18 protein-coding genes are annotated in these 22,373 nt (G+C 66.6%); 9 read left to right on the top strand and 9 right to left on the bottom strand.

Features of this window, described 5'->3' with window-relative positions; translation table 11 throughout:
- The first annotated feature begins 170 nt into the window (after positions 1-170).
- The 3 genes from aceE to lpdA all read left to right on the top strand — a co-directional run bounded on the left by aceE (position 171) and on the right by lpdA (position 6,577).
- Entirely contained in the window at positions 171-2,861 is a 2,691-nt protein-coding gene (gene aceE / locus LDO27_RS09335) for a pyruvate dehydrogenase (acetyl-transferring), homodimeric type (RefSeq protein WP_222201244.1), read from the top strand.
- A 163-nt stretch (positions 2,862-3,024) separates the two neighbouring features.
- The gene (aceF, locus tag LDO27_RS09330) at positions 3,025-4,695 is read left to right on the top strand and encodes a dihydrolipoyllysine-residue acetyltransferase (protein ID WP_224041314.1); all 1,671 of its coding nucleotides are present in this window, start codon (positions 3,025-3,027) and stop codon (positions 4,693-4,695) included.
- Positions 4,696-4,759: 64 nt separating this feature from the next.
- On the top strand, positions 4,760-6,577 hold the full coding sequence (lpdA, locus tag LDO27_RS09325) for a dihydrolipoyl dehydrogenase (protein ID WP_224041313.1): 1,818 nt from the start codon (positions 4,760-4,762) through the stop codon (positions 6,575-6,577).
- Between the two features lie 238 nt (positions 6,578-6,815).
- On the opposite strand, the gene LDO27_RS09320 is transcribed toward lpdA, so the two are convergent.
- A complete protein-coding gene (locus tag LDO27_RS09320) occupies positions 6,816-7,394 on the bottom strand; it encodes a phasin family protein (protein ID WP_222201241.1) in 579 nt (192 codons plus the stop codon).
- 426 nt (positions 7,395-7,820) lie between these two features.
- Between LDO27_RS09320 and LDO27_RS09315 the strand changes: the two genes are divergently transcribed.
- The 3 genes from LDO27_RS09315 to pbpG all read left to right on the top strand — a co-directional run bounded on the left by LDO27_RS09315 (position 7,821) and on the right by pbpG (position 10,720).
- The gene (locus LDO27_RS09315; protein WP_224041312.1) at positions 7,821-8,732 is read left to right on the top strand and encodes a DMT family transporter; all 912 of its coding nucleotides are present in this window, start codon (positions 7,821-7,823) and stop codon (positions 8,730-8,732) included.
- A 44-nt stretch (positions 8,733-8,776) separates the two neighbouring features.
- Positions 8,777-9,226 carry an acyl-CoA thioesterase gene (locus LDO27_RS09310; protein ID WP_224041311.1) on the top strand — a complete coding sequence of 150 codons (450 nt, stop codon included), beginning with the start codon at positions 8,777-8,779 and terminating at the stop codon, positions 9,224-9,226.
- 315 nt (positions 9,227-9,541) lie between these two features.
- On the top strand, positions 9,542-10,720 hold the full coding sequence (gene pbpG, locus LDO27_RS09305) for a D-alanyl-D-alanine endopeptidase (RefSeq protein ID WP_224041310.1): 1,179 nt from the start codon (positions 9,542-9,544) through the stop codon (positions 10,718-10,720).
- Between the two features lie 87 nt (positions 10,721-10,807).
- Here pbpG and LDO27_RS09300 read toward each other — a convergent pair whose 3' ends face one another.
- A complete protein-coding gene (locus LDO27_RS09300) occupies positions 10,808-12,220 on the bottom strand; it encodes an FAD-binding oxidoreductase (protein WP_224041307.1) in 1,413 nt (470 codons plus the stop codon).
- A gap of 154 nt (positions 12,221-12,374) precedes the next feature.
- Positions 12,375-13,160, bottom strand: a complete 786-nt coding sequence (locus LDO27_RS09295; protein WP_222201236.1) for an IclR family transcriptional regulator — start codon at positions 13,158-13,160, stop codon at positions 12,375-12,377.
- 244 nt (positions 13,161-13,404) lie between these two features.
- Between LDO27_RS09295 and LDO27_RS09290 the strand changes: the two genes are divergently transcribed.
- Genes LDO27_RS09290 through LDO27_RS09280 form a run of 3 tightly spaced genes read left to right on the top strand, consistent with a single transcriptional unit; the run spans position 13,405 to position 15,835 of the window.
- A complete protein-coding gene (locus tag LDO27_RS09290) occupies positions 13,405-14,130 on the top strand; it encodes a (Fe-S)-binding protein (protein WP_224041306.1) in 726 nt (241 codons plus the stop codon).
- Between the two features lie 17 nt (positions 14,131-14,147).
- Complete coding sequence (locus tag LDO27_RS09285; protein WP_222201234.1) at positions 14,148-15,560, top strand: LutB/LldF family L-lactate oxidation iron-sulfur protein; 1,413 nt, start codon at positions 14,148-14,150, stop codon at positions 15,558-15,560.
- Positions 15,557-15,835, top strand: coding sequence for a hypothetical protein (locus tag LDO27_RS09280; protein WP_224041304.1), 279 nt, complete (start codon positions 15,557-15,559; stop codon positions 15,833-15,835). Before LDO27_RS09285 ends, LDO27_RS09280 begins: the two co-directional genes overlap by 4 nt.
- A gap of 40 nt (positions 15,836-15,875) precedes the next feature.
- Here the strand turns inward: LDO27_RS09280 and LDO27_RS09275 are convergent, their stop codons facing one another.
- From LDO27_RS09275 to LDO27_RS09250, 6 genes are all read right to left on the bottom strand, one after another.
- Positions 15,876-16,850, bottom strand: a complete 975-nt coding sequence (locus tag LDO27_RS09275; RefSeq protein WP_222201232.1) for an Rpn family recombination-promoting nuclease/putative transposase — start codon at positions 16,848-16,850, stop codon at positions 15,876-15,878.
- A 231-nt stretch (positions 16,851-17,081) separates the two neighbouring features.
- Entirely contained in the window at positions 17,082-17,876 is a 795-nt protein-coding gene (locus tag LDO27_RS09270) for an ABC transporter ATP-binding protein (RefSeq protein WP_224041302.1), read from the bottom strand.
- Between the two features lies 1 nt (position 17,877).
- A complete protein-coding gene (locus LDO27_RS09265; protein ID WP_224041300.1) occupies positions 17,878-18,771 on the bottom strand; it encodes an ABC transporter permease in 894 nt (297 codons plus the stop codon).
- Positions 18,772-18,906: 135 nt separating this feature from the next.
- A complete protein-coding gene (locus LDO27_RS09260; RefSeq protein WP_222201229.1) occupies positions 18,907-19,878 on the bottom strand; it encodes an ABC transporter substrate-binding protein in 972 nt (323 codons plus the stop codon).
- 147 nt (positions 19,879-20,025) lie between these two features.
- The gene (locus tag LDO27_RS09255; RefSeq protein WP_222201228.1) at positions 20,026-21,084 is read right to left on the bottom strand and encodes an aldo/keto reductase; all 1,059 of its coding nucleotides are present in this window, start codon (positions 21,082-21,084) and stop codon (positions 20,026-20,028) included.
- Positions 21,085-21,141: 57 nt separating this feature from the next.
- A complete protein-coding gene (locus LDO27_RS09250; protein ID WP_222201227.1) occupies positions 21,142-22,176 on the bottom strand; it encodes a quinone-dependent dihydroorotate dehydrogenase in 1,035 nt (344 codons plus the stop codon).
- Between the last annotated feature and the right edge of the window lie 197 nt (positions 22,177-22,373).

Below are 22,373 nucleotides of genomic sequence, written 5' to 3'. Positions count from 1 at the left end.
GCCGATCCCTGCGCCAGCAGGACGGTGCCGGCAGCGCAGGCCCGGACCGGGATGGCCTTCCCTGGCCGACTCCAAATGTCCGGCACCCCGCGCCGCGTCGCCAGTCATACCGTCACACCCGTCCCGACGCCAGAGCGTGGCTGCGGTGCAGGAATTCACAGGAGACAGTCATGTCAGCCGTACCAGAGCAGATCCTCGGCGCAGCCGGCGCCAACGATGCCGATCCCCAGGAAACCCAGGAATGGCTTGAAGCCCTGCAGGGCGTGCTTGGCGCCGAAGGCAGCGAACGCGCCGCCTTCCTGATCGACAAGCAGATCGAGTACGCGCGCGTGAATGGCGTGACGCAACCCTTCCACGCCGAGACGCCGTATATCAATACGATCCCGGTGGAGCAGCAGGCGCGCATTCCCGGCGACCAGGACATCGAGCACCGCATCCGCTCGTATTCGCGCTGGAACGCGATGGCGATGGTGCTGCGTGCCAACAAGCACACCAACGTGGGCGGCCATATCTCGTCCTACGCCTCGGCCGCGACCCTCTACGACGTCGGCTACAACCACTTCTGGCATGCCCCGTCCGACAAGCACGGCGGCGACCTGGTCTTCGTGCAGGGCCACTCGGCCCCCGGCGTGTATTCGCGCGCCTTCCTGCTGGGCCGCCTGACGGAGAACCAGCTGGACAATTTCCGCCAGGAAGTGGACGGCCAGGGCATCTCGTCGTATCCGCACCCGTGGCTGATGCCGGACTTCTGGCAGTTCCCGACGGTGTCGATGGGCCTGGGCCCGATCATGGCGATCTATCAGGCCCGCTTCATGAAATACCTGGAAAGCCGCGGCCTGATCGCCAAGCTCGGCGAGCGCAAGGTCTGGGCCTTCCTCGGCGACGGCGAGACCGACGAGCCGGAATCGCTGGGCGCGATCGGCATGGCCGGCCGCGAGCGGCTGGACAACCTGGTCTTCGTCATCAACTGCAACCTGCAGCGCCTGGACGGTCCGGTGCGCGGCAACGGCAAGATCATCCAGGAACTGGAGTCGGAATTCCGCGGCTCGGGCTGGAACGTCATCAAGGTGGTATGGGGCAGCCGCTGGGACCAGCTGCTGGCGCGCGACACCAAGGGCCTGCTGATGAAGCGGATGATGGAAGCCGTCGACGGCGAATATCAGACCTTCAAGGCCAAGGACGGCGCCTACGTGCGCGAGCACTTCTTCAATACGCCGGAACTGAAGGCCATGGTCGCCGACTGGTCCGACGACGACATCTGGCGCCTGAACCGCGGCGGCCACGATCCGCACAAGATCTACGCCGCCTACAAGGCCGCCAGCGAGCACAAGGGCCAGCCGACGCTGATCCTGGCCAAGACCATCAAGGGCTATGGCATGGGCGATGCCGGCCAGGCCATGAACATCAGCCACCAGCAGAAGAAGATGCCGGTGGAGGCGATCCGCCGCTTCCGCGATCAGTTCAACATTCCGGTGCCGGACGACAAGCTGGAGGAAGTGCCGTACATCACCTTCCCCGAAGGCTCGAAGGAACTGGAATACATGCGCGCCCGCCGCATGGAGCTGGGCGGCTACCTGCCGACCCGCCGCCAGAAGGCCGAGCCGCTGAAGGTGCCCGAACTGTCCGCGTTCGATGCGCTGCTCAAGGGTACCGGCGAGGGCCGCGAGGTGTCCACCACGATGGCGTTCGTGCGGATCCTGAACACGCTGCTCAAGGACAAGCAGATCGGCAAGCACGTGGTGCCCATCGTGCCGGACGAGTCGCGCACGTTCGGCATGGAAGGCCTGTTCCGCCAGATCGGCATCTGGAACCAGCAAGGCCAGAAGTACGTTCCCGAAGACCATGACCAGCTCATGTTCTACAAGGAGTCGGAGACGGGCCAGGTCCTGCAGGAAGGCATCAACGAAGCCGGCGCCATGTGCGACTGGATCGCGGCCGCCACGTCGTATTCGACGCACGGCGTGCAGATGATCCCGTTCTACATCTATTACTCGATGTTCGGCATCCAGCGTATCGGCGACCTGTGCTGGGCCGCCGCCGACATGCGCTCGCGCGGCTTCCTGCTGGGCGGCACGTCGGGCCGCACGACGCTGAACGGCGAGGGCCTGCAGCACGAGGACGGCCATTCGCACGTGTTCCATGCCGCGATCCCGAACTGCATCTCGTACGACCCGACCTTCCAGTACGAGCTGGCGGTGATCGTGCAGGACGGCCTGCGCCGCATGTACGCGGAGCAGCAGGACGTCTACTACTACCTGACCGTGATGAACGAGAACTACGAGCATCCGGTCATGCCGGCTGGCGTGGAGCAGGACATCGTCAAGGGCATGTACGCGTTCCGCAAGGGCGTGGAGAACAGCAATGCGCCGCGCGTGCAGCTGCTGGGCTCGGGCACGATCTTCCGCGAGGTGATCGCCGCGGCCGAGCTGCTGAAGAAGGACTGGGGCGTGGAATCGGACCTGTGGAGCTGCCCGAGCTTCACGGAACTGGCCCGCGAAGGCCAGGACGCCGAGCGCTGGAACCTGCTGCACCCGACCGAGACGCCGCGCGAATCGCACGTGACGAAGAGCCTGAAGTCGGTGCGCGGTCCAGTGATCGCCTCGACCGACTACGTGCGCGCCTTCGCCGAGCAGATCCGTCCCTTCGTGCCGCGCCGCTACGTGGTGCTCGGCACCGACGGCTTCGGCCGCTCGGATACCCGCGAGAAGCTGCGTCACTTCTTCGAGGTGGACCGCCATTGGGTCACGCTGGCCGCGCTGAAGGCGCTGGCCGACGAGGGCGCGATCGGCCGCGACAAGGTCGCCGAGGCGATCAAGAAGTACAACCTCGATCCCAACAAGCCGAACCCGATGTCGGTCTGATCCGGCTGCACTGCGCGAACCCCCAGGCGCGGCGATGCCGCGCCCGGGCGCCCCGGGCTTGCCCGGCGCGTCCGCGGCGCGGCGGCGTGACAGAAGCGGGCGCCGAGGTTACTCTCGGCGCTGGCGTTCTTGTGCGCGTGCCGGCCTGACCAGGAGACACTGAATGAGTCAAGCGATTGAAATCAAGGTGCCGGATATCGGCGACTACGACGCCGTACCGGTCATCGAAGTCCATGTGAAGCCCGGCGACACCATCGACGCGGAGGACGCGCTGGTGACCCTGGAGTCGGACAAGGCGACCATGGACGTGCCGTCGCCGCAGGCCGGCACCGTCAAGGAAGTCCGCATCAAGGTGGGCGACAACGTGTCCGAGGGCTCGGTGCTGGTCATGCTGGAGCCGGCGGGCGCCGCCGCTCCCGCTCCCGCACCGGCCGCCGCTCCGGCGCCTTCGCCTTCGCCCGCGCCGGCTCCCGCCGCTGCGGCCCCGGCACCGGCACCCGCGCCGGCCAGCGCGCCGGCCGCCGGCGGCGGTGGCACGGTCGAGGTCAAGGTGCCCGATATCGGGGACTACGACGGGGTGCCGGTGATCGAGATCCATGTGAAGCCGGGCGATACGGTCAACGCCGAGGATGCGCTGATCACGCTGGAATCCGACAAGGCCACGATGGACGTGCCGTCCCCCGCCGCGGGCGTGGTCAAGGAAATCAAGGTCAAGGTCGGTGACAACGTCGCCGAAGGCACGCTGATCCTGCTGCTCGAAGGCGCCGGCGCCGCGCCGGCGGCTTCGGCACCCGCACCGGCACCCGCGCCCGCTGCTGCGCCTGCGCCGGCCGCCGCCCAGGCACCCGCGCCGGCTCCGGCTCCGACGGCCGCACCCGCGCCCGCCGCTGCGCCCGCCGGCGTGACGGGCAAGGCCGCGCATGCCAGCCCCTCGGTCCGCAAGTTCGCCCGCGATCTCGGCGTGGATGTCTCGCGCGTGCCCGGCACCGGTCCCAAGGGCCGCATCCTGCAGGACGACGTGCAGCGCTATGTGAAGAGCGTGATGAGCGGCCAGGCCGCCGCGCCCTCGCAGGCCGCCGGCACACCCGCGGGCGGTGGCGAGCTGAATCTGCTGCCCTGGCCGAAGGTGGATTTCACCCGCTACGGCGAGGTGGAAAGCAAGCCCCTGTCGCGCATCAAGAAGATCTCGGGCGCCAACCTGCACCGCAACTGGGTGATGATTCCCCACGTCACGAACCACGACGAGGCCGACATCACCGAGCTGGAAGCCTTCCGTGTGCAGCTGAACAAGGAATACGAGAAGCAGGGCGTCAAGGTCACGATGCTGGCCTTCATGATCAAGGCCACCGTCGCCGCGCTGAAGAAATTCCCCAACTTCAACGCCTCGCTCGACGGCGACAATCTGGTGCTGAAGAAGTATTTCAACATCGGCTTCGCCGCCGACACGCCGAATGGCCTGGTCGTGCCCGTGATCAAGGACGCCGACAAGAAGGGCGTGATCGAGATCGCGCAGGAAATGAGCGAACTGGCCAAGCTGGCGCGCGACGGCAAGCTCAAGCCCGACCAGATGCAGGGCGGCTGCTTCTCGATCTCGTCGCTGGGCGGCCTGGGCGGGACGTACTTCACGCCCATCATCAATGCGCCGGAAGTGGCCATCATGGGCGTCTGCAAGTCGTATCAGAAGCCCGTGTGGGACGGCAAGCAGTTCGTGCCGCGCCTGACGCTGCCGCTGTCGCTGTCGTGGGATCACCGCGTGCTCGACGGAGCCGAGGCGGCTCGCTTCAACACCTACTTCGCGCAGTTGCTGGCGGACTTCCGCCGCATCCTGCTGTAAGCGCCGGGCCCCCGAACAACGACACCGCGGCCAGTGATGGCGGCCGCGGGCAGAGGAGCAAAGCATGAGTGTGATCGAAGTCAAGGTGCCGGATATCGGCGATTTCGACGCGGTGGAAGTGATCGAGGTACTGGTCAAGCCGGGCGATACGGTCGAGGAGGAACAGTCGCTGATCGTGCTGGAATCCGACAAGGCCAGCATGGACGTGCCGTCGAGCGCCGCCGGCAAGGTGGTTGCGGTGGCGGTCAAGGTCGGCGACAAGGTCGCCAAGGGCGCTCTGATCTGCACCGTGGAATCGCAGCAGGGCGCCAGCGCGGCCCCTGCGCCGGCCCCCGCTGCCGCTCCGGCCGCCGCGCCGGCTCCGGCTCCGGCCGCGGCTGCCCCGGCTCCCGCACCGGCTCCCGCGCCGGCCGCCGCGCCGGCCGCGGCCACGCACGCCGGCGCCGCCGATATCCAGTGCGAGATGCTCGTGCTGGGCGCCGGCCCCGGCGGCTACTCCGCCGCCTTCCGCAGCGCCGACCTGGGCATGCAGACCGTGCTGGTCGAGCGCTATGCGTCGCTCGGCGGGGTTTGCCTGAACGTGGGCTGCATTCCGTCGAAGGCGCTGCTGCACAACGCCGCCGTCATCGACGAGGCCCGCGCGCTGGCCGCGCACGGCATCGTCTTCGGCGAAGCGAAGATCGATCTGGACGGCCTGCGCAAGTACAAGGAATCGGTGGTCGGCAAGCTGACCGGCGGCCTGGGCGGCATGGCCCGCGCCCGCAAGGTGCAGGTCGTGCGCGGCATCGGCACCTTCCTCGATCCGCACCACATGGAAGTGCAGGAAACCGAGGGCGACGGCAAGGGCACCAATGGCAAGAAGACGGTGATCCGCTTCGAGAAGGCGATCATCGCGGCCGGCAGCCAGGCGGTGAAGCTGCCGTTCATCCCGGAGGACCCGCGCATCGTCGATTCGACCGGCGCGCTGGAACTGCCCGAGGTGCCCAAGAAACTGCTGGTCATCGGCGGCGGCATCATCGGCCTGGAAATGGCCACGGTGTACAGCACGCTGGGCGCGAGCATCGACGTGGTGGAAATGCTCGATGGCCTGATGCAGGGCGCGGACCGCGACCTCGTCAAGGTGTGGGAGAAGATGAACAAGCATCGCTTCAACAAAGTGATGCTGAAAACCCGCACCGTGGGCGTGGAAGCCAAGCCCGATGGCATCTATGTCAGGTTCGAAGGCGAGCAGGCGCCCGCCGAGGCGGAGCGCTACGACATGGTGCTGGTGTCCGTCGGCCGCGCGCCCAACGGCAAGCGCATCGGCGCGGAGAAGGCAGGCGTGGCGGTGACCGACCGCGGCTTTATCGAGGTCGACAAGCAGATGCGCACCAATGTGCCGCACATCTTTGCGATCGGCGATATCGTCGGCCAGCCGATGCTCGCCCACAAGGCCGTGCACGAGGGCCATGTGGCGGCCGAAGCCGCGCACGGCGAGAAGGCGTACTTCGACGCGAAGCAGATTCCGTCGGTGGCCTACACCGATCCGGAAGTGGCCTGGGCGGGCCTGACCGAGGAGCAATGCAAGGCCGAGGGCATCAAGTACGGCAAGGGCGTGTTCCCGTGGGCCGCCTCGGGCCGCGCCATCGCCAACGGCCGCGACGAGGGCTTCACCAAGCTGCTCTTCGACGAAGAGACGCACCGCATCATCGGGGGCGGCATCGTCGGCACGCATGCCGGCGACCTGATCGGCGAGGTATGCCTGGCGATCGAGATGGGCGCGGACGCGGTGGATATCGGCAAGACCATCCACCCGCATCCCACGCTGGGCGAGTCGATCGGCATGGCTGCGGAGATCTACGAGGGCGTCTGCACGGACGTGCCGCCGCCGCGCAAGCGCTGACCGGAGCGGTTGCCGAGAGGCAAGCCGGAACGCCACGAGAAGGCCCGCCTGTCCGGCGGGCCTTTCTCATTGTTGGCTGCCGTTCATGGGCGGAGAGGGATGCAATTAATCGCCAGGATCCACCCGCGCGCACGAAATCGCGCTTGCAGGTAGGGCGCGGCGGAAACGAAAAAGCCCGGCAGAGCCGGGCTTTCGGGTATTGCAGGACGTCCTTGGGACGTCCTTACCGCGCTTTCCTTCAGACCGCGGGAGCGGCCTTGCGGGTCGAGCGGGATGCCTGGGCGCTGGCTTGTTGCGCGGCGCTGGTGGCGGCGGTGGCAGCAGCCTGGAAGTTCGTTTCGGCGATTTCCACGGCTTGCTTGGTCGCCTTCTGGACCGATTCGTAGGCGTTGTTGGCGGCGGTGATGGCCGACTTGACGATCGCTACGGTCGATTCCGAACCGGCGGGGGCGTTCTTGGCCATGTTCTCGACCATCGACTGCACGTTCTTCGTGCTTTCCGACAGTTGAGCTTCGGCGACGCGGGTGAATTCCGACTGCGTGTCGGCGGCGATTTCGTAGATGTGGCGGCTATAGGCCACGGCCTTTTCGGCGGCCGGCTGGATCAGCGAAACCTGCAGGGCCATGACTTCCTGCGCGTCCTTGGCGGACAGCACGCGCTTGGCGTGATCAACGTTCTCCGCCAGGGTGGTCTTGACGACTTGCAGGTTCAGTTCGACCAGCTTTTCGACGCCTTCGAACGCCTTGGTGGTCAGGCCGAACAGGGTTTCGAGGTTGGCCTTTTGAGCCGCTGCAACTTGTTCCGGGGTAAAGGACATGCGAGTCTCCATTGAATGACGTCGAGTTCGAGCAAATTAAGCCGCCTAGATGTCGAAGCCGTGACGGTGGTCTCCCATCGTTGCGTCAGCCAAGCCCAGGCGTGATTGGTGTCTGCGGCGTCACCGAAACGGTGAATGGTGCGTCGCAACAAGGCCTATTCTAGGGGCCTGAGTTTGCCTGTCAAGGGGTTTTGTGCATCGCACAAACAAAGCAGGGTAAACACCCATCAAGAAACCGCAAACTGTTATCTGGCGCGCACTCCCGGGCGGCGGCCAAAGCGAATCGTGCGCCAGTGCTAGTATCGCGGGTCGCTCCCGAAGGCGCGGCGGCCGTCCTTTCCGTCCTTTTCCTCCATCCCAGATGATGCCCCTTCCCGCCACTAGCGAACACGTCGCCGCGGCCGTCACCGGCACATGGGCCCCGGCATGACGGCCCCCGGCCACACCGTCCGCGCCACTGGCGCCCGCGCGCTCTGGCTGGCGTCGATGCCCTGGCTGTTCGTGCTGATATGGAGCACCGGCTTTATCGTGGCCAAGTACGGCATGCCCCACGCCGAGCCGATGACTTTTCTGTTTCTGCGCTTCGCCGGCGTGCTGGTGGTCATGGCGCCTTTCGTCGCGCTGGCGCGCGTGCCGTTGCCGCGGCGCGCCGGCCGCACGGACTGGCGCCAAGTCGGCCACATCGCCATCGCGGGGTTGTTCCTCCAGGCCGGATATCTGGGCGGCGTGTGGGCAGCCATCAAGCTGGGGATGCCGGCCGGCATGACCGCGCTGATCGTCGGCATGCAGCCCGTACTGACCGCGCTTGCTTCCGCCCGCATGGGCGAGCGGCTGGTGGCCTCCCAGTGGGCCGGCCTGCTGCTGGGCGTCGCGGGCGTTGCGCTGGTGGTCGCCAACAAGATGTCCGGTGGTGCCGCCTCCCCAATCGGCCTTGCGCTGACGCTGGGCGCGCTCCTGTCGATCACCGTCGGCACCCTGTACCAGAAGCGGTATTGCCCGATGTTCGATCTGCGCATGGGCTCGCTGATTCAGTTCGCAGCCGCGGCGCTGGCCTGTCTGCCCTTCATGTATCTGTACGAGACGCGGCAGGTCGAGTGGAACGCGGAGATGATCGGCGCTTTGCTGTGGTCCGTCCTGGCGCTGTCCATCGGCGCCATTTCCCTGCTGTTCCTGCTGATCCGCAAGGGCGCGGCCACCAAGGTGTCCAGCCTGATGTACCTGACGCCGCCGACGACGGCCGTGATGGCATGGGCGCTGTTCGGCGAACGGTTTCCGCCGTTGGCCGCGCTCGGCATGGTGGTTGCCGTCGCCGGTGTGGCTCTCGTAATGCGCCGGTAAATCGGACCGGCGCCTCGTTCCCATTTTCTTGAAAACCCGACGCCATGAAACAGCAACCGGACACGCGCTCGTCCTATCGACACTTCGACAAAATCACCACACGCTGGGCCGACAACGACGTCTATGGCCATGTCAACAACGTTGTCTACTACAGTTATTTCGACACGGTGGTGAATCGATATCTGATCGAGCAGGGCGTGCTTGACCCGGAGGCGGGCGAGACCATCGGGCTGGTGATCGAGACGCAGTGCAACTACTTTGGCTCGCTTAGCTTTCCCGATACGGTGGTGGCCGGTCTGCGCGTCGCCCGCGTCGGCAATACGAGCGTGCGCTATGAGGTCGGGCTGTTCCGCAACGACGAGCAGACCGCCGCGGCGCAGGGGCACTTCGTCCACGTGTATGTGGACCGGCACTCGCGCCGCCCTGTGCCGTTGCCGGCGCCATTGCGGCGCGCGCTGATGCCTCTGGTGGCAGAGGCGCAGGCGGCGGAATGAACTGCGCCGCTCAGGTGAACCAAACCGCGGGGTCGCGCGTTGACCCTGGAGGCCCGCGGAAGCAAGGGGTTAGGGCTAATCCCGACTTCAGCTTTGCCCCGCTGCGCCGTTAGCTGGCGAAGGAGCGGGTAGCGCCTCGGTGGCGCGGACTCGTTCAGGGGACGCAAGATCGGAATGTGATTTAGCCGCTTTATTTTTTGCATGACGAAATGCACTGACAGGCGAACTTTAATAAGGCTTCGTAAGTCATTAATCTTGCTAACAATTTCTTTTTTTCCTACACTGGCGCCATTCCAGATGCGCGCTGAATGAATCATGTCCCGGTCTGATTCCCCATTCTCAAGATTCTTCGGCTCGATGCCCTTTCGCTCGATGGCGGTGACCATGCTGGTCTCCGTGTCGCTGATGGCATCGCCGGCTGCTGAAGCAGCCAAGAAATCGTCGGCAAAAGCCGGCAAAAAGACCGAAAAGGTCGTAAAGGTCCAAAAGAAATCCGTGAAGGAGGCCAAGGCCTCCTCCAAGTCGTCCCGCAAGGTCGTCGTGTTGAAGGGTGGCAAGCGCCAGGCGGTGGCCAGCCGCCACGCGGCGCCTGTGCGCGCGTCGTTCGCGCCGTCGAAGCCGTCTCTGGGTGAAGCCCTCGGGCTGCGCGACACCGCCGACGCGCTGGCGCTGCGCTCCAGCGTGGCCCTGGTGATGGACCAGAACACGAACGAAGTGCTGTTCCAGAAGAATTCCGCCGCGGTCCTGCCGATCGCCTCGATCACCAAGTTGATGACGGCGCTGGTGGTGATGGACGCGCGCCTGCCGCTGGACGAGGTGTTGACCATTACCGAGGAAGATCGCGACACCGAGAAGCACAGCGGTTCGCGGCTGCGCTTCGGCACCCAGCTGACACGCGAGGAGATGCTGCTGCTGGCGCTGATGTCGTCGGAGAACCGCGCCGCCTCGGCGCTGGGCCGCCACTATCCGGGCGGTCTGCCGGCGTTCGTGCAGGCGATGAACCGCAAGGCGCGCGAACTCGGCATGAACGACAGCCACTTCGTCGATTCGAGTGGCCTGTCGAGCAGCAACGTGTCGAGCGCGGTGGACCTGGTGCGCATGGTCAATGCCGCCTACCGCAACCCGATCATCCGGGCGTTCTCGACGCAGACCGAGCATGAGGTCAACGTGCTGGGCCGCACCCAGCATTACGTCAGCACCAATCGCCTGGTGCGCGGCGGCAACTGGGAAATCGGCCTGCAGAAGACCGGCTTCATCTCCGAGGCGGGACAGTGCCTGGTGATGCAGGCCAAGGTGCACGGCCGCAATGTGGTGATGGTGTTCCTGGACTCGGCCGGCAAGCTCTCGCGCTTCGCCGATGCGAACCGCGTCAAGGACTGGCTGGAACATTCGCCGTCGCACGACTCGCGTCCGTTTCCGTCGTCGCCCAACCTGACGCAAGGTCCCGCCTCGCCGCACTACGTGCTCACTTCGCAGCAGGCGCGCGGCATCTGATCGCCACGCGCGCAAGCGCGGAACGACCTGGGACAACAAAGCCCGGCAGTCTGGACTGCCGGGCTTTTTTCTTTTCCGCGCCGCCCCTTACAGCAGCTTGCCCGGATTCATGATGCCGGCCGGGTCCAGCAACTGTTTGATGCCGGCCATCATGCGCAGCTCCAGCGGGTCCTTGTAGCGCTGGAAGTACTCGCGCTTGAGCTGACCGATGCCGTGCTCCGCGCTGATGCTGCCGCCGTAGCGCATGACCTCGTCGAGCACCTCGGCCGTGACGGCCTCGCCGTGCGCCTGTGCCCAGTCGCGTTCGGCATTGGCCGGGCGCGAGAGGTTGTAGTGCAGATTGCCGTCACCGAAGTGGCCGAAGATGAAGGGCCGGATCGACGGGTCCAGACGCTCCAGTCGGGTCTGCATGGAGGCCATGAACGCCGGGATCTGCTCGATGGGCAGCGAAATATCGTGTTTCAGGTGCGGACCGTCGGCGCGCTGCGCCTCGGAGATTTCCTCGCGCAGCTTCCACATGCCCTGCAGTTGCGCCATCGACGCGGACACCGCTGCGTCCAGGCACAGTTCGCGCTCCAGCGCCTGGCCCATGGCGTCTTCCAGCAGCGCGTTGAGCGCCGCCTCGTCGGCCGTGTCGGCCAGTTCCATCAGCACGTAGGCGGGATAGCGCTGCGCGAAGGGTTCCTGCACGCCCTCGGCGTGGGCGAGGACCAGGTCCAGGCAATCGCCGGTGAAGAACTCGAACGCCTGCAGGCGGGCGCCGCACTGCGCAAACAGCAGCTCGAACAGTTCCAGCGCCTGGCGGGGCGACTCCACCGCGGCCAGCACCACGCAGCGCTTGTCGGTGCGCGGGAACAGCCGCAGCGCGGCGGCGGTAATCACGCCCAGCGTGCCCTCGGAGCCGATCAGCAACTGCTTCAGGTCGTAGCCGGTATTGTCCTTGCGCAGCGTGCGCAGGCCATGGAACACCTCGCCGCTCGGCAGCACGGCTTCGATGCCGAGCACCAGTTCGCGCGTCATGCCGTAGCGCACGACGTTGACGCCGCCGGCGTTGGTCGCCAGATTGCCGCCGATCTGGCAGGAGTCCTCGGCCGCCAGGCTCAACGGCAACAGGCGCGCCGCGTCCTCTGCCGCGCGCCGGAGATTGCCCAGAATGCAGCCCGCCTCGGCGACCATGGTGTTGGCGATCGTGTCGATCGAGCGGATCGCGTTCATGCGATCCAGGCTCAGCACCACGTTGGCCGTATTGCTGTCCGGCGCGGCCCCGCCGCACAGGCCGGTGTTGCCGCCGCGGGGTACCACCGGCACGGCGGCCTCCTGGCACAGCGCCAGGCAGCGCGACACCTCTTCCGTGGTGCGCGGACGCACCACCGCCTGGGCGTTGCCGCGATACAGTCCCCGCCAGTCGGACAGCCAGGGAGCGACTTCGTCCGCGCCGGTGGCGACCACGTCGGGTCCGAGGGCTTCGACCAGGCGGGGGAGGAAATTGGAAGCTTGCATGATGTATCGAGTGGCAGACCTGCCGCGGGCAGGGATTGTCGGATCACGGGCCGGCCGGGCTGGCGGCGCGCATAGCGGCGCCCGTGAGGGAAAGAATGCGGATTCCCGCACCAGCGGGGAAGGGGACGCCCGCAACGCGGGCGCGCCGGATCGCTCAGGCGCCGGGTTCGGCGCTGTAGCCCATGCCGCGCGAAATCTGCAGCGCGGTGTCCTTCAGGTTCTGCAGCCAGCTGTCCTGCAGCCGGTCGGCCGGCGCGGACAGCGACAGGCCGGCCACCAGCCGGCGCGAGTCGTCGTAAATGCCGGCGGCGATGCAGCGCACGCCCAGCTCCAGCTCTTCGTTGTCCCGCGCATAGCCGTTGGTGCGGACCCAGTTCAGTTCGCGTTCGAGCTTGGTCAGTTCGGTGATCGACGTGCGGGTATGGCCGGCGAGGCCCGTGCGGGTCGCGTAGTTGCGCACCCGCGCCACTTCATCGGCGGCGAGGAACAGCTTGCCCACCGACGTCAGATGCAGCGGCGCGCGGCCGCCGATGGCGCGCACGACCTGCATGCCCGAGCGCTCGCTGTAGGCGCGTTCGATATAGACGATCTCGTCGCCCTGGCGCACCGACAGGTTTACGGTCTGGCCGGTCACGCGGTGCAGGGCCCGCATCGGCGCCAGCGCCGCGTCGCGCACCGACAGCCGCGCCTTGACCAGGTTGCCCAGTTCCAGCAGCCGCATGCCGAGCCGGTAGCTGCCGGGGTCCGAGCGATCCACGAAACGGCACGCCACCATATCGTTGAGGATGCGGTGCGCCGTGGAGGGATGCAGCCCGGTGGACTGCGACAACTCTTTCAGGCTGACGGGATCGGCGTGTTCGGCCAGCGCATCGAGCAGCGTCATCATGCGCTCGATGACCTGGATCGACGTCTTGCCAGGTTCCTTCTCTACCTCTGCCATGGGAAATGTTGCCGTGCGGCAAATTAAGCGATTGCCTGATTCTATCTCGCATTGTGAAAATTTCAATAGCTGAAACGCCATGATGGGGCAGGCGAGCGCGTTTGCTGCGTGCGCTGGAACACAGCCAGCCTGCGGGGCGCCCCGCAGGTCATTAGCCGATTTCATGCGCAGGCTGAGCCGTTTATTCCGCGAACGCGTTGCGGCGGGCGCATAATCTCGGGGTTTGGGTCTGGAAAGGTTAGCGATGCGAGTTGGTCTGTTTGTCACATGCCTGGTGGACATCATGCGTCCGGAGATTGGCTTCTCGGTGCTGAAGCTGCTCGAGAACGCCGGCTATGAGGTGATGGTCCCCGAGGCGCAGACGTGCTGCGGCCAGCCCGCCTACAACTCCGGCGAACGCGCCGCGGCCCGCGATCTGGCGGAGAAATTCCTGCGCGAATTCGAGATGTTCGACTACGTCGTGGTGCCGTCCGGCTCCTGCGGCGGCATGATCGTCGGACACTACGGCGACCTGCTGCGCGACGATCCGGAGCTCAACGGCCGTTTCGAGCGCCTGCGCGCGCGGGTGTTCGAGCTGACCGACTTCCTGGCCAACGTCGCGAAGATCGAGGCCGTCGACTCCGCCTTCAGCGGTCATGTGACCTATCACGACTCCTGCTCGGGGCTGCGCGAACTGGGCGTCAAGCAGCAGCCCCGCGCGCTGCTGTCGCGCTTGCCCGGCGTGCAATTGACGGAGATGAAGGACTGCGAGGCCTGCTGCGGGTTCGGCGGCACGTTCTCGGTCAAGTACGGCAATATCTCGACGGCGATCGTCGACGAGAAGTGCGCCAACATCAAGGCCAGCGGGGCGGACGCCGTCGTGCTGGGCGATCTGGGCTGCATCCTCAATATCGAAGGCCGCCTGCGCCGTACCGGCGATACGCAGACGCGCGTGCTGCATATCGCGCAGGTGCTGGCGGGCGACGCCTGAACGCCGAAGGGAACCACATGCAAGTACACAGCATGGAATTCAAGGCGCGTGCCGGCCAGAAACTGGCAGACCAGCGCCTCCAGCAGAACCTGAAGAAGCTGTCCACCAAATTCGTCACGGCCAGGGCCGAGGCGATTCGCGACATCGATTTCGACGCCACGCGGGAAGCGCTGAAGGAGCGCCGCAACCGCGCGCTGGAGAACCTCGACGTGTGGCTCGCCACCTTCGAGGAGAACGCCACGCGGCGCGGCGCCACGGTGCTGTTCGCGGAGACCACCGCCGACGCCGCCCGGCTGGTGGCCGAGATCGCGCAGAAGCACGGCGTGAAGAAGGTGATCAAGAGCAAGTCCATGGTCACCGAGGAAATGCGCCTGAACCAGGTGCTCGGCGAAATGGGTGTGCAGAGCGTCGAAACGGATCTGGGCGAGTACATCCTGCAGATCAACGATGCCGAGCCCCCCTCGCACATCATTGCCCCGGTGGTGCACAAGGACAAGGAAGAGATCGCCGACCTGTTCGCCAAGGTCCACCACAAGCCCAGGCTTACCGAAATCCCGGACATGACCCGCGAAGCGCGGGAGGTGCTGCGGCCCGAGTTCCTGTCCGCGGACATGGGGGTGACGGGCGGCAACTTCATCATCGCCGAGACAGGCTCGGTGGCGGTCGTCACCAACGAGGGCAACGAGGGCATGTGCACCGTGATGCCGCGCGTGCATGTGGCCGTGACCGGTATCGAGAAAGTGCTGCCGACGCTGGAGGACCTCGCCACCGTGATGCGGCTGCTGCCGCGCTCGGCCACGGGCCAGGCCATCTCGAACTATTTCTCGCTGCTGACGGGGCCGCGCGCCGAGGGCGAGCGCGATGGACCCGAGCATATGTACTTCGTGCTGGTCGATGGCGGCCGCACGGGACTGATTGGCGGCGACTTCCAGGAGATGCTGCGCTGCATCCGCTGCGGCGCGTGCATGAACCACTGCCCGGTGTACCAGAAGATTGGCGGCCACGCCTATGGGTGGGTCTATCCCGGCCCGATGGGCAGCGTGCTGACGCCGAGCTATGTGGGCCTGTCCAATGCGATCGACCTGCCGCAGGCGGCGACGATGTGCGGCGAGTGCAATCGCGTCTGCCCCGCGTCCATTCCCCTGTCCGACCTGCTGCGCAAGCTGCGCGAGAAGCAGATGGAGCGGGGCCTGCGGCCCTGGGGCGAGCGCTTCGGCCTGAGCGTATGGGCCTATGCCGCCAGGCGGCCGGGCCTGTACGCGTTTGCGACGCGGATCGGCGCCCGCCTGCTCGCGCGGATGGGGGGCGGCGACAATCTGATTGCGAAGCTGCCGATGGCCGGCAAGGGGTGGACCGATACGCGCGACATGCCGGCGCCGGCCGGGCGGACCTTCCGCGATCTCTACAAGGAAAGGCGGGCCCGCCCATGAGCGATACCCAATCCAACGGCGCGATCCTTGCGCGCATGCAAGAGAGCCTGGACGCCTATGTCGCGGGCGGAGTCGACACCAACGGCTTCGTCCAGTCGTGGCGCCAGGCCGCCGAGTCGCTGGTACTGCCGCCTCCCTACGGGGCGGCGCTGGACGACCTGCTGCGTCGTCTGCAGATGTCCGCGGTGTTCGCTCAGGACAGCTGTTCCTTCTCCGCCAGCGCGATCACCGACCAGATGATCGTCTGGCTAAGAAAGGCGGGGCAGGCGAAATAGGCGGACACCGATTGCCCGCCATAGCCAGCCCCGCGACGCATCAGTCGCGGAAGATCTCCGCCAGACTGTCCGAGTAGAACACGCGGTCCATCCACCGGTCGATCTGCTCTTGCGCGGCCGCATCGATCCGGCCCGCGATTTCCGGGGGCAAGTCCCCGAAGCGGCGAACCAGCAGCTTGCGCAACGCCATGGCTTCACCCTTGCGCATGCCTTCGCGGATGCCTTCGCGCAGGCCGGCCTGCCTGGACTTCCGTCTTGCCTCGTCAAAGCATTCTGCCCAAGTCATCTTGAAATCTCCCAGTTCAGTTAGCGCTTTATCCGTCAACACACGTGGTACCGATGCAACCCTGCTTTGCCGTGTAGCGAGGCCGCGAAGCCAGCGGACTGCAATCTCCTTGAGCGGAACGTTGCTGCCGATCATCCGCCTCAGCTGAGAGATCAGCCGGGAGAACATCTTCTCGCTGGCGGGATGTTCGAGCCCGATGACGCAAGCCACGAGGTTGTTCATCTCCAGCAGATCGGCTTTCCGATACTGGCTGCAGTCGATCAGGAGATACGACAGCCGCGGCTGATATTTTGCGACCACGTCGGGCATCTGCGCAATCAGCGCGGCGGTATCGGTGGCCGCCGTCCATTTCCGGTTTCCGGTGTAGAAGACGATAGGCAGCACCGGTGGCAACAGGCGGTCGCGCGGCGCCTCGCAGGCGCGCAGCAGGTCCTGGTAAAGCAGGGTGAGATAGCCGTTCATCCTTAGCGCCATATGTTGGTCCACGGTGCTCTGGAACTCGATCAGCAGGTACAGATAGATCCATTCTTCACCCACCTTCGCACGCCACACCACATCGCTGGCACGCTGGCGCAGGTCGTCGGTGACGTAGTGGCAGGCCACTTTTTCCAGCGTCCCGTAGTTCAGACTTTGCACCCATGGGTGAGGAACAAAGCCTCGTATCAGTGCCCGGACAAATTCGGGCGTGGAGAAGAGCAGCTTGTATGAGGCATCGCATTCGTTGGTCATGAGCTGGCGATAGAAGGGTGGGGAGAGCGGTGCGTAAGGCACCGAAGCCGCAAGGTTGCCTGCGGTTCCGCACGCGGTATTCCGTCAAAGTTGCCGCACTATCGAATTCGGGATCTGGAACGCACTTCAGCGCCTCCGATACCGGAGACCGGCCGCCAAAGAAAAAGGCCGAGCCCCTGCGAGGGGACTCGGCCTTCGGGCGCCAGGCGCCGACGCCTGAGGCAGCTCAGATCAGCTCAGCAACAGCGCATCGTCATCCAGCTGTTCGTGCCGCGTCTGCTCGAACATGCGCAGCAGGTCGGGCACATCGAGCCCCTTGCGCTGCTCGCCCGATACATCCAGCACCACCTGGCCCTGATGCAGCATCACCGTGCGGGTGCCGTAGTCCAGCGCCTGCCGCATGCTGTGGGTGACCATCATCGTCGTGAGCTGGCTTTCCTCGACGATGCGGGCCGTCAGTTCCAGCACGAACGCCGCCGTCTTGGGGTCGAGCGCGGCGGTGTGTTCGTCCAGCAGCAGGATACGCGACGGTTGCAGCGATGCCATCAGCAGGCTGACGGCCTGGCGCTGGCCACCCGACAGCAGTCCGATACGGTCGGTGAGGCGGTTTTCGAGGCCGAGGTTCAGCAGGCGCAGCTTGTCGCGGAAGAGCTCGCGCGAGGCCCGGTTCAGTGCCGGACGGAAGCCGCGGCGGGTGCCGCGCGCCATCGCCAGCGCCATGTTCTCCTCGATGGTCAGCGCCTCGCAGGTGCCGGCCATTGGGTCCTGGAACACGCGGGCCACCAGGTGGGCGCGATCCCATGCGGGCTGGCGCGTTACGTCGGTGTCGTCGATGGTGATGCTGCCCGCGTCCACCATCTGGTCGCCGCTGACGGCGTTCAGGAACGTCGATTTGCCGGCCCCGTTGGAGCCGATCACGGCGACGAACTGGCCCGTGGGAATCTCCAGGCTCAGGCCGCGCAGCGCGCGCGTCTCGATCGGCGTGCCGGGATTGAACGTCAGTTTCAGGTCTTGTGCGCGCAGCATGTCAGGCACCTCCCTTGCGGCCGAACAGCTTCTTGCGCGTGGCGGGCAGCACCAGCGCCACGGTCACCAGCAGGGCGGTGACCAGGTTCAGGTCCTGGGCCTTGAGCCCGATGAAGTCGCTGTTGAGCGCGAGCGCGATAAAGAAGCGGTAGAGGATGGCGCCGAGCACCACGGCCAGCGTGGTCAGCACCAGCCGTCGCGCGGGCAGGATGGTTTCGCCGATGATCACGGCCGCCAGGCCGATCACGATGGTGCCGATGCCCATCGAGATATCCGCGCCGCCCTGGGTCTGCGCGAACAGCGCGCCGGCCAGCGCGACCAGCCCGTTCGACAGCGCCATGCCGGCGAGCGTGGCGCGGCCGGTGGCGATGCCCTGCGAGCGGGCCATGCGCGGGTTGGCGCCCGTGGCGCGCATCGCGAGGCCGCGCTGCGAGGCGAAGAACCAGTCCAGCCCCAGCTTGGCGGCGATCACCACCACGAGCAGCAGCGCGGGGCGCAGCAGATAGTCGGGCAGCCATTCGGGCTGCAGGATGGTGAAGATGGTGGGCTCGGTGATCAGCGGCACATTGGGCCGGCCCATCACGCGCAGGTTGATCGAATACAGCGCGATCATCATCAGGATGCTGGCCAGCAGATCCATGATCTTGAGCCGGACATTGAGCCAGCCGGTGATCAGGCCCGCGATGCAGCCCGCGACGATGGCCACGGCGGTGGCCAGGAACGGGTCCTGTCCCGCGGCGATCAGCGTGGCGGCGACGGCGCCGCCCAGCGGGAAGCTGCCATCGACGGTCAGGTCGGGGAAGTTGAGGATGCGGAAGGAAATCAGCACCCCGAGCGCGACGAGGCTGAAGATCAGCCCGATCTCTAGCGCGCCCATCAGGGAGAAGAGGGACATGGGGAAATCCTGTGGCTGGGGCGGGGCGGCGTTCGGTCCTGCCGCCGGGGCATGGCGGACCGGTGGCGCGCGCAGCGAGCGATCGGAGCCGGCCGGACGGCGGCGGGCCGCCGCGCGGCAGCCCGTCCGTTCAACTTACTTGATGACCTGCTTGGCGTCCTTGAGCAGGTCCTGCGACAGGGTCACGCCCTGCTTCTCGGCGGCGCCCGGATTGACGAACAGCTCGAGCTTGTCGCTGGTTTCCGAAGCAATGGCACCGGGCTTTTCGCCCTTCAGGATGCGCACCACGAGCTTGCCGGTCTGATGGCCGAGATCGCCGTAGTTGATGCCCAGCGCCGCGATCGCGCCGCGCTTGACGCTGTCGGTATCGGCCGCCACCAGCGGCAGCTTCGATTCGTTGGCCACCTTGACCAGCGCCTCGTAGGCCGACACGACGTTGTTGTCGGTATTGGTGTAGATCACGTCCACCTTGCCGGCGAGGCTGCGGGCGGCCGGTCCGATGTCGACCGTGCGCGGCGCGGCGGCTTCCTTCAGCGTCATGCCTTCCTTGGCCAGCAGCGTCTTCAGTTCCTTGACCACGACGACCGAGTTGGCCTCGCCGGGGTTGTAGACCATGCCGACCGTCTTGGCCTTGGGCACGACGCGCTTGATCAGGGCGATCTGCTTGTCCAGCGGCAGCTTGTCGGAGACGCCGGTCACGTTGGTGCCGCTGGGCGTCCAGCCCTTGACCAGTTGCGCCGCAACCGGGTCGGTCACGCCGGAGTAGACCACCGGCACGCTCTTGGTGGCGGCCACCACGGCCTGCGCGGCGGGCGTGGCGATGGCGACGATGGCGTTGGGCTGGTCGCCGACGAACTTGCGGGCGATCTGCGCCGCGGTGCCGGTGTTGCCCTGCGCGCTCTGGTACTCCCACTTCAGGTTCTTGTCGGCGTCGTAGCCCGCCGACTTCAGTTCGGCGCGCACGCCGTCGCGGATGGCGTCGAGCGCCGGGTGGTCGACGATGGACAGCACCTTCACGGTCTGCGCCTGCACGGCGGCGCCGTAGGTGGTGGCCAGCGCGACGGCGGCGGCCAGCAGGGTCCTGGTGGTTGGCTTCAGCGATTTCATTGTCGGATGTCCCCCAACTTGTTGGTCTCGGTGCCCCGGCCGGTGTGATCGCGGGCGGCGGCAAGGCCGCGAGGATACCACTGTCCGGCGCCGGTCCGCACTGTTGCGGTGCGGACCGGCGTGCGGCGAACGGCCGCGCCGAGGGGCTTACTGCGCGGGGTTGTTGATGCGGGTGTGAATGCGTTCGATGCCGTCGATCACGTCCTGCGGCAGTCGCACCTGCCACGCGTCGATGTCCTCGCGCAGCTGTTCGACGCTGGTCGCGCCAACGATGGTGCTGGCTGCGAACCAGCGCGAATAGCACCACGCCAGGGCCAGCGTGGCGGGCGACATGCCGGCCTCGCGCGCCAGCGCGACGTACTGTGCCGAGGCGCGCAGCGTGTCCGCGCGCATGTAGCGCGGGCTCCAGTCGGGCGAGAAGCGGTTCAGGCGCCCGGTCGCGGCGGTATCGAAGGTCGGCTCGGCGGCGTCGCCCTTGAGGTACTTGCCGGTGAGCTGGCCGAAGGCGAGCGGGCTGTAGACGAGCAGGCTCACGTCGGTGCGGAAGCACGCCTCGTCCAGCCCCTGCTCGAAGCTGCGGTTCACCAGGTTGTACGGGTTCTGCACGGTGGCGATGCGCGGCAGGCCGTGCAGTTCGGCCTGCTTGACGAACTCGGCGATGCCCCAGGGCGTTTCGTTCGAGACGCCGACGTAGCGGATCTTGCCGGCGCGAACCAGCTCGCCCATCGCTTCGAGCTGCGCCTGGATGCTGGTGCATTCGCGCTCGCGGGCGGGATCGAAGCTCTTCTGGCCGAAGATCGGCGCGTTGCGGGCGGGCCAGTGGATCTGGTACAGGTCGATATAGTCCGTCTGCAGGCGCGCCAGCGAATCGTCCACCGCGGCGCGGATGCTGGCCGGCGTGAGGTCGCCGCCGTCGCGGATCCACGGCATGCGGGCCGGGCCGGCGACCTTGGTGGCCAGCACCACGCGGTCGCGCTGCTGCCGCTTGAGCCAGGTGCCGACGATGCGCTCGGTCTGGCCATACGTCTCGGCGCGCGGCTTGACCGGATACATCTCGGCCGTGTCGATGAAATTGATGCCGCGCGAGAAGGCGTAGTCCAGCTGCTGGTGGCCTTCGGCTTCGGTGTTCTGTTCGCCGAACGTCATGGTGCCGAGGCAGATGCGCGAGACCTGCAGGTCGCTTTGGCCGAGACGGATGGTTTCCATGGTGTGGTTGTCGTCCAGGAGTGGTGGAAGGGAAGTGCGGATCGACGGGGCGGTGGGTCAGCGGCGCAGCGCGGCCGCGCATTCGGCGACCAGCGCCGGGCCGCGGTAGATCAGCCCGCTGTAGACCTGCACCAGCTGCGCGCCGGCGTCGATCTTGGCGCGGGCGTCGGCACCGCCGAAGATGCCGCCCACGCCGATGATCGGCAGCGCCTCGCCGATCACCGCGCGCAGGCCCTCGACGACGCGGGTCGACGCCTCGAACACCGGCCGACCCGACAGCCCGCCGGCTTCCTCGGCATGGCGCAGGCCCTTGACCGCGTCGCGCGAGATCGTGGTGTTGGTCGCGATCACCCCGTCGATGCCGTGCCGCACCAGCGCGTCGCCGATATTGCCGATCTGGTCGGCGTCCAGGTCCGGGGCGATCTTCAGCGCCAGCGGCACGTAGCGCCGGTGCTGGTCCGCCAGCCGCTGCTGGGCGGTCTTCAGCGTCGACAGCAGATGGTCCAGCTCGCTGGCGCCCTGCAGCTGCCGCAGGTTCTTGGTGTTGGGCGAGGAAATATTGACCGTGACATAGCTCGCGTGGGGATAGACGCGTTCGAGGCAATACAGGTAGTCGTCCACCGCGCGCTCGATCGGCGTATCGGCGTTCTTGCCGATATTCAGCCCCAGCACGCCGCCCTCGGCTTTCCAGCGCGAAGCGGTGACGTTGGCGACGAAGGCATCCACGCCGCCGTTGTTGAAGCCCATGCGGTTGATCAGCGCATCGGCCTCGGGCAGCCGGAACATGCGCGGACGCGGGTTGCCGGGCTGGGCGCGCGGGGTGACCGTGCCCACTTCGATAAAGCCGAAGCCGAAGGCGGCCAGCGCGTCGATATAGGCGCCATCCTTGTCCAGCCCCGCCGCGAGCCCCACCGGGTTGGGAAAGCGGATTCCCATCACGGTGCGGGGATCCTCGGCGATCCGGTTGCCGAGGCAGCCCGCCAGTCCCAGGCGCTGTGCGCGGCGCAGGTTGTTCAGCGTGAAATGGTGGGCATCCTCCGCGTCCATGGAGAACAGGGCGGGGCGAAACAGGGGATAGAGCGCGTTGAACACGTTGGCGTGGAGTGGGATCGGGGGAAGGCAGGCCCGGGGAAGGCGCGGTACGGACCGCGCGGCATCCGCGTGCAGGGCAAAAAAAGACTCGAAAGGGCATCGCAGCCAAGCCGGCATTGTAGCGGCTGGTGCCCTTTCGAGTCGCGGGCGCTGGAATCCGCGCCTCTGTCCTCACTGCCGTCGCTGTTGTCCCGCGG

This window comes from Cupriavidus respiraculi, assembly GCF_914271545.1.
Taxonomy (GTDB): Bacteria; Pseudomonadota; Gammaproteobacteria; order Burkholderiales; family Burkholderiaceae; genus Cupriavidus; species Cupriavidus respiraculi.
Note: the sequence above shows the minus strand (reverse complement) of the source record. Positions and strands in the feature narration are given on the sequence as shown.